Source organism: Streptomyces sp. NPDC052496, from assembly GCF_040679095.1.
Taxonomy (GTDB): Bacteria; Actinomycetota; Actinomycetes; order Streptomycetales; family Streptomycetaceae; genus Streptomyces.
On the sequence record NZ_JBFAUH010000001.1, the window covers coordinates 510506 to 523661 of the forward strand.

General features: G+C 70.9%; 6 protein-coding genes. 1 reads left to right on the forward strand and 5 read right to left on the reverse strand.

Annotation, left to right across the window (positions count from 1 at the left end; genetic code table 11):
- Positions 1-112 precede the first annotated feature (112 nt).
- On the forward strand, positions 113-754 hold the full coding sequence (locus tag AB0L45_RS02290; RefSeq protein WP_365835174.1) for a hypothetical protein: 642 nt from the start codon (positions 113-115) through the stop codon (positions 752-754).
- A gap of 143 nt (positions 755-897) precedes the next feature.
- On the opposite strand, the gene AB0L45_RS02295 is transcribed toward AB0L45_RS02290, so the two are convergent.
- The 5 genes from AB0L45_RS02295 to AB0L45_RS02315 all read right to left on the reverse strand — a co-directional run bounded on the left by AB0L45_RS02295 (position 898) and on the right by AB0L45_RS02315 (position 13032).
- Positions 898-2319, reverse strand: a complete 1422-nt coding sequence (locus tag AB0L45_RS02295) for a S28 family serine protease (RefSeq protein WP_365835176.1) — start codon at positions 2317-2319, stop codon at positions 898-900.
- A 271-nt stretch (positions 2320-2590) separates the two neighbouring features.
- Positions 2591-6520, reverse strand: a complete 3930-nt coding sequence (locus AB0L45_RS02300) for an ABC transporter ATP-binding protein (protein WP_365835178.1) — start codon at positions 6518-6520, stop codon at positions 2591-2593.
- A gap of 143 nt (positions 6521-6663) precedes the next feature.
- Entirely contained in the window at positions 6664-7920 is a 1257-nt protein-coding gene (locus AB0L45_RS02305; protein ID WP_365835180.1) for an esterase-like activity of phytase family protein, read from the reverse strand.
- Positions 7921-8014: 94 nt separating this feature from the next.
- Positions 8015-9652: a penicillin-binding transpeptidase domain-containing protein gene (locus AB0L45_RS02310; protein ID WP_365835182.1), complete on the reverse strand. Its 1638-nt coding sequence runs from the start codon at positions 9650-9652 to the stop codon at positions 8015-8017.
- Between the two features lie 431 nt (positions 9653-10083).
- Positions 10084-13032: a discoidin domain-containing protein gene (locus tag AB0L45_RS02315; protein WP_365835184.1), complete on the reverse strand. Its 2949-nt coding sequence runs from the start codon at positions 13030-13032 to the stop codon at positions 10084-10086.
- Positions 13033-13156: the final 124 nt, after the last annotated feature.

Consider the following 13156-nt stretch of genomic DNA (forward strand, 5'->3'; position numbering starts at 1 on the left):
GCCTACTGCGCGCCCCGTACCTCTTACGCAATGCGTCCGTTACGTCTGGCGTGCGTCCGAATGGACGGGTCACGCTGGTGTGCACGCACCGGGGAACGCAGGGGGGGCCGCGATGCGCGGGGGCGAAGGCCACGGTGGTGGCGCGTTGGGCTGTGTGGTGGTGGCTCTGCTGCTCGTGGCGTTGCCGGCCTGCCAGCGCGAGAGCGGTAGCAGCGGCAATGGCTCGCCGGCGGGCGGGAACGGTGGTGCGACCACCGCGTCGCCGTCTCCCTCGGCCACGTTCCTCGCTCCCGGTACGTGCAGCACTCGCGGGCGTACCGTCTTCCACCAAGTGTCCTGCCGCAGCGAGAAAGCCGCGGCCCTGGTGCTCGCGCGGTACGACGGTCCGCGGGCGCAGGGGCCGCTGTGTCCGGAGCGTACGGATTTCGTCCTGCACATCAGCGAGCACCGGCCGGACTCCGACGAGAACGGCGACGGCGCGGTACCGCAGGGATACGCCTGTATGCGCAATCTGGAGGCGCCGCATCCCGGCGACCCGGGCGGGGGCGGTGGCCCGCGCACCGTCGTCGGCGACTGCGTCCGCTCGTCGCGGCCGGGCGAGGTGAAGGAGACCGCCTGCGGCAGAACGGGGATTAACGCACCTGAGTTCATCATCGCAGCAGCGGTCCGCGCCCGTTCCGCCTGCCCGGCCGGCACGGACCTGTACGTACAGCTCGGCGGCGGGGCACCGGTCGGGTGCGCCCGCCGCCTGTGACGCGCCCGGCCCGGGGACGAATGTGGTCCCGCGGGCCGAGCCCGGCCTATGGTTCCGGCGGTCAGGCCGGCCGTCAGCCGTGACGTATCAGCCGTAGCACGCCAGCCGTGACGCATCAGCCATAGCACGTCAGCCGTGGCACATCACGGACGCAGCATCTGCATCTTCATGTCGTCCCGCTTGTCCAGCTTCTTGTCGTACGGAGCCAGCGGCGCGGACTCGGCGCCCTTCGGCGCGTCGACGCCGGCCCATTCGAGCAGCGCCTCGGTCGCCTTCTTGCGGTCGGCCTCCCGCAGCTTCGCGATGTTCGAGCCGTGGTTGCCACCGGGGACCTTGTAGACGTACGAGTCCTCGGAGCCGGAACCCAGCCGGAACGGCTCGGAGCTCCACGGATCCCACTCACCGTTGACGAACATCATGTGCTCGGCGTGGTGGCGCACCCACCGGTCCACGTCGCGCATCGCGTTCTTGTCGAACTTCATGGGGATGGTGCGCGGCACGAAGGTCCGGGAGTTGTTGATGCCCGGGTAGCGCAGCAGGTCCTTGAGGTGGTCGTACTTGTAGCCGGGCTCACCGAGCTGGGTGCCCGCCTGGTAGTAGTACGGCATGTTGGTTTCGAGGCCCTGGTCGGTGTAGCTGTCGAAGCCGCCGATCTTGTCGATCCACTTCCACAGTTCGTCCGTGGTGGCGGTCTTCTTGGGCACCTCGGCGCAGGCGGTGGCGGCCGGCTGGTACTGCCAGAAGCCGAAGACCAAGTCCGTGACCAGGACCTCGTAGGCCTTGTCGACGCTGCCGACGACCTTGAAGGTCTGCTTGTTCTCCTTCGCCCACTGCGTGTAGCGCTTGACCATCTCGCCGCGGCGCAGCAGCGCCTCGCGCTCCAGCGCCGCGAGGTCGGCGCGGCACTGCGCGGTGCCGACGGTGCGGAAGAACCGGTCGTACGCCGAGTCCTCCTTGTTGTTCACGTCGTTCGGCGCGACGTAGGCGACCGTGCCGTCCATGTCGTCCGGGAAGAAGCGGCGGTAGTACGTGGCGGTCATGCCGCCCTTGCTGCCGCCGGTGGATATCCAGTTCTGGTCGTAGATCCGGTTCAGCGCCTTGAAGATGCGGTGCTGGTCGTTGGCGGCCTGCCGGATGTTGAGCTTCTTCCAGTCGGCGGGCTGCGGCCGCGACGGCGTGAAGTATCGGTACTCCATCGACACCTGGTTGCCGTCGATGATCTGTGTCGGCTCGCTGCGCCGTACGTCCGTACTGACGTTGTAGCCGGAGGTGAAGAAGACCGTGGGCCGGTCGACGGACTTGTGCAGCAGGGTCAGCCGCTGCTGGAAGGTCCCCTTGGAGGGGTGCTGGTGGTCGATCGGCTGGGTGTAGTTCAGGACGAAGAAGCGGTAGCCGTCGACCGGCTTCTCCTGGACGAGACTCATCCCCGGGATCGCCAGGATCCGGTCCTTGATGTCGGTCGCCTGCGGCGTGGCGGCGGTGGCCGCGGTCGCCGACGCCGTGCCGGCACTCGCCGTGCCTATGAGCACCGCGAGCGACAGCAGGCATCTGATGGCCTTGCGCATTGCACCCTCCCCTTGGGACAGCAAAGGTCGGGCTGAACCTATCGGCGCGGCAACGGTCCCACCAGCCCCTTCTTTTCACAAAGATCCGGTGGTACGTCGTCGCGGCCAGGGCGGTGGGCCGCTGGAGCAGCCGGCGGTACGGCTATGCAGCAGCCGGCGGTGCGTCGTACAGCACCGCCGACCGATCGTCGCAGCACCGGCGGCCACCCGTCAGAGCGGCCGGCCGCCGGTTTACGCAGCCGCCTGGTGCGCGAAATCGCCGCGGCAGTCGTCAGGCCGCCACCGACTCCGCCTCGCCTGTGAACGTCCGCCACAGTTCGGCATAGCGCCCATCTCTGGCCAGGAGTTGGGCGTGGGTGCCGTCCTCGACGACCCGGCCGTGGGCGAGGACCACGACCCGGTCGGCGCGGGCCGCGGTGGTCAGGCGGTGCGCGACGACCAGCGTCGTACGCCGTACGGACAGCCGGTCCGTGGCCTCGTTGACGGCGGACTCGGTGGCCAGGTCGAGGGCGGCGGTCGCCTCGTCGAGCAACAGGATGTCGGGGTCGACGAGTTCGGCGCGGGCGAGCGCGAGCAGCTGGCGCTGGCCGGCGGAGAGGTTGCGGCCGCGTTCGGCGACCTCGTGCAGATAACCGCCGTCGAGGCCGGCGATCATGTCGTGCGCGCCGACCGCCCGGGCCGCGGCTTCCACCTCGGCGTCCGTGGCGTCCGGCCGTCCGTAGGCGATGGCGTCGCGGACCGTACCGGCGAACAGGTAGGACTCCTGCGGTACGACGCCGAGACGGTGCCGGTAGCCGGTGAGGTCCAGTTCGCGCAGGTCCGTACCGTCGACGCGGACGGTGCCGGAGGTCGGGTCGTAGAACCGCGCCACCAGTTTGACCAGCGTCGACTTGCCCGCGCCGGTCTCGCCGACGAAGGCGACGGTCTGCCCGGCGGGGATGGTCAGGTCGATGCCGGAGAGCGCAGTGGCGTCGGCGCGGTGGGAGAGGTGCGAGCCACCGGAAGCGTCACCTGAGTCGTGAGAAGCGCCAGAGCCGTGAGAAGCACCGGAAGCGCGAGAGGCGTCGGGGTCGTGAGAGGCGCTCGGGCCGTGAGCGGCGTCCGCGCTCCCGTAGGAGAAGTGCACGTCCTCGAAGGTGACCTCGCCCGCCAGCTCACGCACCGGGCGCGGATTCTCTGCCTGGGGTGTGGTGGTCGGCTCGCGCAGGAGTTCCTGGATGCGGCCGAGCGAGACGGCGGCCTGCTGGTATCCGTCGAAGACCTGCGAGAGCTGCTGTACGGGGGCGAAGAACAGGTCGATGTAGAGCAGGTACGCGACGAGCGCGCCCGCCGTCAGGGTGCCCTCGCCGACCCGGCCGGCACCGACGATCAGGACGAGCGCCGCGGCGACGGAGGACAGCAGCTGCACGAACGGGAAGTAGACCGAGATCAGGAACTGGCCGCGGACGCGGGCCGCGCGGTAGGCGTGGCTGCGCTTCGCGAACCGGTCGGCGCCGCTGCGTTCGCGGCGGAAGGCCTGCACGATCCGCAGTCCGGCGACGCTCTCCTGGAGGTCGCCGTTGACGACGCTGATGCGTTCGCGGGCGAGTTCGTACGCCTTCACGCTCTGCTTGCGGAAGAAGTACGTACCGATGATCAGCGGCGGCAGGGTGGCGAAGACGACCAGGGCCAGCTGGACGTCGATGGCCAGGAGGGCGACGAGGATGCCGAAGAAGGTCAGTACGGAGACGACGGCGGTGACCAGGCCGGTCTGCAGGAACGTGGACAGGGCGTCCACGTCCGTCGTCATCCGCGTCATGATCTTGCCGGTCAGCTCGCGCTCGTAGTAATCGAGACCGAGGCGCTGGAGCTGCGCGAAGATCTTGACGCGCAGCGAGTACAGGACGCGTTCGCCGGTACGGCCCGTCATGCGGTTCGAGCCGATCTGCGCCGCCCACTGGACGAGTACGACGAACAGGGCGAGGCCGGCGGCCGTCCAGACGCCCGCCAGCTGCGCGCGCCGTACGCCGTCGTCGATGCCGTGCCGGATGAGGACCGGAAGCAGCAGCCCGGCCACGGCGTCCACGGCGACCAGCGCGAGGGCGACGGCCAGCGGGCCGCCGAAGCCGCGCAGGAGCCGGCGCAGTCCGTAGGACTTCTCGGGGCGGGCGGCGCGCTCTTCGTCGATGTCCGGGGTGTCGGTCGCGGGCGGGAGCGCGGCGACCTGGGCGAGGAGTTCGGGAGTGGCGGACGCGCCGGGGGCGGCATCGGAGCCGGTGTCCGCCGCCTCGTCGGCACGGATCCACAGTTCGGGGGTGACGCCGTTGACGCGGCGGTCCGGGGTGGTGCTGCCGGGCGTCGTACCGGCCGGGTCGCGTGTCGCGCCCGCCGGATCACCTTCCGTCCGCGGCAGATCGTGTTCCGTCCCCGCCGGGTCACATTCCGCCCCCACCGGGTCGGGTTCGGTCCCGCCCAGTTCGTCCGGGTCGGTCAGCAGCCGGCGGTACAGCTCGCAGCGGCTCTCCAGTTCCTCGCGCGTACCGATGTCGACCAGCCGGCCGCCGTCCAGGACGGCGACGCGGTCGGCGAGCGCGAGGGTGGAGGCGCGGTGGGCGATCAGCAGCGTCGTACGGCCGGCCATCACGCCGCGCAGCGCCTCGTGGATCTCGTGTTCCACGCGGGCGTCGACGGCGGACGTCGCGTCGTCCAGGACCAGCAGCCGCGGGTCGGTGAGGATCGCGCGCGCCAGCGCGACCCGCTGGCGCTGGCCGCCGGACAGGGTCAGTCCCTGTTCGCCGACCTCGGTGTCGTACCCGTCCGGCAGGGCGGATATGAAGCCGTCGGCCTGTGCGGCACGCGCGGCGATACGTATCTGCTCGTCGGTGGCGTCGGGAGTTCCGTAGGCGATGTTGTCGCGCAGGGAATCGGAGAACAGGAAGCTGTTCTCCGGTACGAGGCCGATGGCCGCGCGCAGCGACGCGAGGCTGAGGTCGCGTACGTCGTGGCCGCCGACCAGGACCCGGCCCTCGGTCACGTCGTAAAAACGCGGCAGCAGGAGCGAGACGGTGGACTTTCCGCTGCCGGACGTGCCGACGACGGCGACGGTCTCCCCTGGCTCGATGCGCAGCGAGAAATCCTCCAGGACGGGCCGGCCGTTGCCGTAACCGAAGGAGACGTGCTCGAACTCGACGGTGGCCGGCGCGTCGGCGGGCAGTTCCAGCGCGTCCTGACGCTCTTCGATCATCGGCTCGGTGTCGACGAGTCCGAAGACCCGCTCCACGCCGGCCCGCGCCTGCTGCCCGACGGTCAGCATCATCGCGAGCATCCGCACCGGCGCGACGAGCTGCGCGAGGTAGGTGGAGAAGGCGACGAAGGTGCCGAGAGTGATCTGCCCGTTGGTGGCCAGCCAGCCGCCGAGGGCCAGCATGGCGACCTGCCCGAGGGAGGGCACGGCCTGGAGGGCGGGGGTGTAGCGGGCGTTGAGCCGTACGGTGCGGAGCCGGCCGGCGAAGAGGCGGCGGCCGGCCGTACGCAGCTTGCCGGTCTCCTGCTCCTCCTGGCCGAAGCCCTTGACGACGCGGACACCGGAGACCGCGCCGTCGACGACGCCCGCGACGGCAGCGGCCTGCCCCTGCGCGTACCAGGTGGCGGGGTACAGGCGCTTGCGGCTGCGCTGGGCGATGAACCACAGGGCGGGGGCCACGGCGAGCGCGACGACGGTGAGCAGCGGGGAGAGGGCCACCATCACGACCAGCGAGATCGCGAAGAGCAGTACATTCCCGATCATCATCGGCAGCATGAACAGCAGGCTCTGGATGAGCTGCAGGTCACTGGTGGCGCGGCCGACGACCTGTCCGGTGCTCAGTTCGTCCTGCCGGTGCCCGTCCAGCCGCGCTATCGAGCGGAACATCCGGGTGCGCAGGTCGTGCTGTACGTCCAGCGCCAGCCGCCCGCCGTAGTAGCGGCGTACGTACGTCAGTGCGTAGACGGCGAGCGCGGCGACGACCAGCAGGGTCGCCCACGGCGCGAGCGGGCGCTCATGGCTGACGATCACATCGTCGATGATCAGCTTCGGGATGAGCGGGACGAGGGCCATCACGCCCATCCCGGCGAGTGACGAGCCGAGTGCGAGCAGTACGTCCTTCTTGTACTGCCAGCACAGGCGTGTCAGCCGCCGCGCCCAGCCGCCTTGTCTCGATGGATCGGTCCCCGTCGCCGTCACGCACTGCCTCCCGCATCTCGTGGTTCACCAGGAGGCACCAACGCCGTGGGCAGCGGATTTCATCCCGCTGCAACATGCGCTGCGGCACTGCGGAGCGCGTCAGGACGGTGGACTCGGGCTCTGAGCGGACTCCGGCCGGGCTGTCAGCGGCCGCCGGGGCGCACCGTCAGGCTGTACAGGCGCGTGATCTGCTTCGGGCTCTCGTTGTCGTCGCTGACCAGGAGGAGGCGCAGCCGGCCGCCGGGCGCGTGGCCGGTGATCGCCATGCCCTCGATGTTGTCCAGCAGCGGATTGGCCTGCGGCTGGTGGGCGGGGGCACCCAGGGAGGGGCAGGCGCCGAGGTCGGCGAGGAGCTTTTTGCGGGCGGGGCGTACGTTCTTGCCGGCCGGCAGTTCGATGACGCGGCTGACGTCACCGGCCCGGCGCGGGTCGGCGAGGTAGAGGCGCACGGTGTTGCCGACGCCGGCGGTGAAGCCGCGTTCCAGGACGAGCAGCCGGCCGTCGGGGAGGGCTGCGATCTCGGAGACGGCCAGTCCGGGATCCACGGGGTACGCGTACTGCTTGCTCAGCCGGTACGGAACCGTGCGGGATCCGCCGCTCTGTCGCTGCCAGGTCTGGAAGCGCAGCAGCGGGCGGGCGGCGGTGTCCTTGCCGTCGGCGGTGAGCTGTCCCTCCATGGCGGCGGTCAGGGTGGCGCCGCCGGGGGTGAGTGTGAGGCCTTCGAAGGTCTGGTTCGCCTGGGCGCGGCCGGCGGGCTCGACACGGAGCGGCCCGGGGAGCGGGAGCCGGCCGAGCAGCCGGTGGGAACGGTCGTAGCGCCGTACGGCCGGCTCGCCCTCGGAGGAGACGAGGTAGCTGCCGCCCGGTTCGACGGCCAGGCCTTCGGCATCGAGGACGGCGCCCTGCTCGTCGGTGAGCTTGTCGGCCCGTACCGGCCGGTGGCTGCGTCCGTCCAGGCCGAGCAGGACGGAACGGTCGGACAGGGCGGCGAGGGAGCCGTCGGTGTCGCGGGTGAGTGCGGAGAGGTTGCCGACGAAGGTGCCCTGATAGGTGGTTTTGTCCAGGGCGTCGGAGTAGCGGTCGAGGGAGACGGACGGGGAGCAGGGGTGACCGCCGGCGGCCGGGCGGCGGTCGTCCTGGACCGAGGGTTGTCCGCCCGTGTCCGAAGGAGCGCCGCTGTTCTTCGTGCGGGCGGAGGCGGCGGACGTTCCCGGGCCGGTGCCTGCCGAAGCTGCCCGGCCGGCAGTGGCCGACGCCGCCGCATCCGCGGCGGCCGAATCCGCGGCGGCCGTGGCCGCCGGGTCCGGGGCCGCCGCCGGTGCCCCCTCGGCGCACGCCGTGAGACAGCCGGCGGCCAGTACTGCTGCGGTGACACGGACAACCGCGGAACGTACGCGCACGAGGGGTCCTCCCGTTCGTCGACGCCCCGGGGCAGGTGCGCCCCGGGATGTGGGCCGGCCCGACGCGGGCACGCCCCAGTGTCGACCCTTCCCCTCAGCGGCGCGCCGCGAGCACCCTTCGGACAATCGGTCCCGCCGCGTCGCCGCCGTGGCCACCCTGCTGGACGACGGCGGCCGCCGCGGCGTCGTTGCGGTAACCGAGGAACCAACTGTTGGCGTCGCCCTGGCCGTCGGCCTCAGCGGAGCCGGTCTTCGCGCCGATGTCACCGCTGAGACCGGCCATCGCCCGCGCGCCGGTGCCGCTCACGGCCGTACGTCGCATCATGGCCCGCAGCTGCGCGGCGACCGAGGAGGGCAGTGCGCGGCTAGCGCGAGCGACCGGCCGGTCGTCCAGCTCCGGGGAGACCAGAACGGGTTGGGAGAAGAAGCCGGCCTTGGCGGTGGCGGCGACGGACGCCATGTTCAGCGGGTTGGCCTGGACGCGGCCCTGGCCGATGAGCGCCGCCGGGGTGTCCGCGCCGTCGCTCGGCGGCACGCTGCCGTCGAACGTGGGGATGCCGACCTTCCAGTCCTTGCCGAGCCCGAAGACGTCGACGGCCTCACTGCTCAGGTCCGTGCCCGAGAGGCGGTCGGCCAGGCCGATGAAGGCGGTGTTGCAGGAGCGCGCGAAACTGTCGGAGAACGTACCGCCGCTGATCGAGAACATGCCCTGGTTGTGGAACGATCGCCCGCCCGCCGAGGCGTACTTCGGACACTCCACACTCTTGCCCGCGGAGACGAAACCTTTCTCCATCAGCATCGCGGCGGTGACGACCTTCATCGTGGAGCCGGGCGCCAGCCGGCCCTGGAAGGCCGCGTTGAACTGGTCCGTACGGTGATTGGCCACCGCGAGGATGTCCCCGCTGCCCGGCTTGACCACGACGACCGACGCCTCGCGAAAGTCCTTGACCGCCGCTTCGGCTGCCCGCTGGACGTTCGCGTCCAGCGTCGTCCGGAGCGTTCCTTCGCGGCCCTTGACGATGGTGTGCAGTGTTTTGCCCGGCTCGCCGCCCTCGCTCATGACGCGCACCTCGATGCCCTGGACGCCGCCCGCCTTCTCTCCGTAGCTCTCCCGGAGGGCGGGCAGGATGGCTTCGAGCGACGGAAGTTCCGCGGCGTCCAGTGCGGTGCCGTTGCGGTCGACCGCCTTGACGGGCGGCGCGCCGCCGGAGCCGGTCTGCAGGCTCTCGCCGCGCCGCAGGGCGGGGTGGACGACGGCCGGCTGCCAGTCGACGAGCGCCTTGCCGGTGGTCTTGCCGCGTACGACGCGCAGCGCGGAATCGTACGACCACTTCGGATGCTCCGTGCCGCCCTTGCCCAGCGACAGTTCGGCGGTGACGTGGAAGGGGACCTTCGCGCCGCTGCTCCGACCGGCCTCGAACGTCACCTTCGACACCCGCGCCTCGTCATGGAATCCGGTCAGCGCCTGGCGCGCGCCGGCGGCATTGTCCGTGAGGAGGGCGGCGGCCTCCGTGTCGCCCTTGCTCCAGGCCGCGAGGAAGTCGCGCGCCGTGTCGCGCACTTCTTTCTCGGTCGGTGGTCCGGTCTGTCTGGACGCGTTCGTGCCGGCCGTGGACCCAGACCCGTCGGAACCGCCGGCAAACGCCTCGTAGACGTTGTACGCGCCCACCCCGGCCACACCCACCATCGCGGCGAACACGCCGCCGACCACGTACTTCGCACCCGTACGCACAGTTCCCTCCCAGGTCAGACACACCGTGCGTGTCCGGACACTATGTGACGGAAGCGGTCACGGATGTCTCGTTACGAGGACGGAATGGTCACTATCGGTCCAGACCAGTGGGCATGTCGTTGACTGTGTCAAGAAAAAACACATCAGTGAGCTCTGGGGTTTCGGAGCCCTGGTGTCTCTGGGGCTGCGGGGTCCTGAGGCTCTGGGGCTTTGAGGGTCTGGGGCTCCGGAGCCTCGGTGGCTCTGGGGCTGCGGGGGCTCAGGCGGCGCAGCTAGTTCGGACGAGCTTGCGGGCTCAGACGGCCCTGGAGGCCAGGGGCCAGGGAGTGAGCCGCCTCGTAACGGCCCGGATCGACTAGGCGTCGCGCCGATCCGGGCCGTTCCAAAGGAAGTCAACGCAAGTCAACGCACGTAGCTGCGCCCGCTTGGGGCTACTTCCCCTTGGCCGGCTCCGCAGCCTTCTGCACCGTCAGCTCCGCGAGTCCGGGGCGCTGTCCGCCCTTCGTCGCCTCGGCGCCGCGCACCGTGAGCCGTACGTAGCGGGCCGTCGTACGCCCGTCGTACCCGGTGCCGTACCAGTGCTTACCGTCCGTCGAGACCTGCGCCACGTACGAGGCGGGCTCGCCGCCCTTCCAGCGCGGGGTGATCTGCCCGATGCGCGAGGACTTTCCGAGGTCGACGGTCAGGCTGCCGTCGGGGCCGTCCGGCACCCAGGAGGTGGCCGCGTTGCCGTCCACCGCGGCGCCCGCGTACATGCCGGGCTCTTCCGACGTGGCCCGCGCCGTCATGCACCGGGCCGCGTTGTCCGTCGCGGCCAGGTCGGGGCGGCGGGTCTTGAGCGTCAGCGGTACGCCGCGGCTCACCACCCGCTCGCCCTCCGGCGACTCGACGCGCATCGGCGCGCCGGCCGTCAGCCGCACCGTCGTGCTGTGGGCGCCGATCTCCACGTCGTACGTACGCCCCTGCCAGCGCAGCCCGCGCAACGTGACGCCGTCGGACAGCTGCGGCGGCAGCATCGGGTCCAGGTGCACCCGGTCCTCGCGCATCCGCAGACCGGTCAGGCCGTTGGTGAAGGTCTGGAGGAATCCGCCCTTGCCGGTGAGGAAGTCCTGCGCGGGCGATCCGGCGTGCGGGTCGCCGGCGCCCGCCTTGTCGCCGCGCGCCTCGGAGAACTGGTGGAAGGCGCCGCGGACGAACGGCTTGATGGAACGCATCATGTACGTGTACGTCGAGCAGCCCGGCTCACCGGCTCCGGCGGCGGCGACGGCGTGCACCGAGTCGGTCATGGCCGGGCCGTCCGGGTCGGTGAGCCCGGCGTAGTGGTCCAGCGTGCTGACCTTGTCGCGCTGCGACATCGGCCATTCCAGCGGGTACATGAGCAGCACGGTGTCGGCCTGCTTGATCACCGTGTTCTTGTAGCCGTCGTACTGCTTGAAGACGTTGTTCTTCGCGTCGTACGGGATGCGGATGCGGTCGGCGATGTCCTTCCAGGCGGAGGGGGCCGACTGCCCGAGGAGCGCGGCGGCGCGTCCGGCGTTGCGCAGCGCGGTGACCGCGCCGGCGTTGGTGAAGACGCCGTCGTCGACGCCGTTGCTGTACTCGTCCGGCCCCGCGACGTTCTTGATCGAGTAGCTGCCGTCGGGGTTACGGGTGACGCGGGACGCCCAGAATTCCGCGATGCCCTTCATCACCGGCCAGCCGCGTTCGCGCAGCCAGGTGGTGTCCTTGGTGGCGAGGTAGTACTGCCAGGCGGCCAGGGAGACGTCGCCCATCAGGTGGTTCTGGGTCTTGCAGTGCGGCGGATCCCAGCTGTGGCACTCCTTCCAGAGGTCGCCCTTGCTGCCGCTGGTCCATGGGTAGAACAGGCCCTTGTAGCCCAGCTTCTTCGCGTTGGCGGCGGCGCCGGCCCGGGTCTTGTAGCGGTAGTCCACGACGGACTTGGCCAGCTCGGGGTGGGCGGCCAGCAGCCCCGGGTACATCCAGGTCTCGGCGTCCCAGAAGATCTCGCCCGCGTAATTGTCGCTGGTCAGTCCGGCCGGGCTGATGCTGTTGCTGCTGCCGGCGCGCGTGCTGGACAGCAGCCCGTACTGCGCCGCGCGCACCCACGCCTGCAATTCCCGCTGTCCGCGCCCCTTCACCTCGACGTCGCTGCGCCACAGCTTCTGCCAGGCGGCGGCGTGCTTCCGGTACAGGGCGTCCCAGCCCCGGTCCGCGGCCCGCTGAGCGGCTGCGGTCGCGGCGGCGCGCGGAGTACGGGAGGTGAGGGCGGTGTCGACGCCGACGTACTTGGTCAGTTCGTAGGAGCGTCCGGCCAGTACGGGGAACGTCACGCTCTGCTGATTGCTCAGTTCTTTCGCCGCGCCAGCGCGCTGCGTCGTCACGTGCTGCGGACGGATCTGCGAGCCGGGGCGCAGGGCCGAGGCCACCGCGCCGTCCGTCTTCGTGCCGTCCGTACGGAAGGTGACGTCCATCGTCCGGTCCCCCGGCCGCGCGCTGCCGCCGGTCTGCGTCATACGGCGCGCGCCGCGCCCGTCGAGCCGGTCGGTGACGGTGGCCCGGCCGGCCCAGTGCGGCGTCATGCGCAGCCGTACGGCGCCGGTGTGCGCGTTGGTGCGGTCCGCGAGGACGTCGTACACGAGGTCGGTGGCCCGGCCGTCGGCGGCCGTCCACGTCAGCGACGTGCGGACCAGGCCGCAACGGATGAACTGCGTCTGGCGGTAGTTCGAGATGCGGCCCGCTGGAGTCGACGAGTCGAAGGTCTGCGGGCGGTCGCCGGCGGCGGTGACGTCGAGGCCCGTCCAGGTGGGCAGCGCGGCGATGGCTTGGCGGCCCTCCAGCTTCTCCGGGCCGCGTGCGTACAGGCCGGAGACGAAGGAACCGTCGTAGCGCGGTGTCTTCAGGGGCCAGCCGGTCGTCTCGCCGGGGGCCGTGTAGCCGGCGCCGTTGGGGGCTATGCGCTGTCCGAGGTAGCCGTTGCCGACGAAGGCGTGGTGGCCGTCCTTGGGGTCGATGCGGGTGGCGGTGGGGGTCCAGCCGTCGCCGTCGCCGGTGGCGGAACGTTCCGCCGCGGAGGGCCCGGACGACTTCGCGCCGGAATCCTCCGCCCCTGAGGGCTGCGCACTGGAACGTTTCTGCTCAGGCAGCTTCGCATTCACATCAAATCGTTGTAGATCCCGCGGCGCGCAGGAGGCGCCGGGCGACTGGGCGGCTTCAGTGGCCGCGGTAGCGGAGTCCGCCGCCGCGGCTCCCGAAGCGGGCGCCGCGGTCGGCGCCGCCGTGGTGTGCGATGCCTGGGTGGCTGCCGACGCCGAGGCCGGCGGCAGCGTCGTGACGAGGGCCCCCGCGAGGAGCGGGGCGATCAGTTTGGCCGAGTGAGTCATCGGTCTCCGTCGCAAGTGTCCAACCGATGCGGCCGTGCGCTCAGCACCACGGACCACACCGAGAACATCACCAACAAACGCCCCAAAAGCATCGGAGCGCCCCACCCGCCACATGACGGAGTTC

Excerpts from the sequence above, each read along its gene's own strand:
- AB0L45_RS02295 (WP_365835176.1), bottom strand. The coding sequence starts at position 2,319 with ATGCGCAAGGCCATCAGATGCCTGCTGTCGCTCGCGGTGCTCATAGGC.
- AB0L45_RS02315 (WP_365835184.1), bottom strand. The coding sequence starts at position 13,032 with ATGACTCACTCGGCCAAACTGATCGCCCCGCTCCTCGCGGGGGCCCTC.
- AB0L45_RS02290 (WP_365835174.1), top strand. The coding sequence starts at position 113 with ATGCGCGGGGGCGAAGGCCACGGTGGTGGCGCGTTGGGCTGTGTGGTG.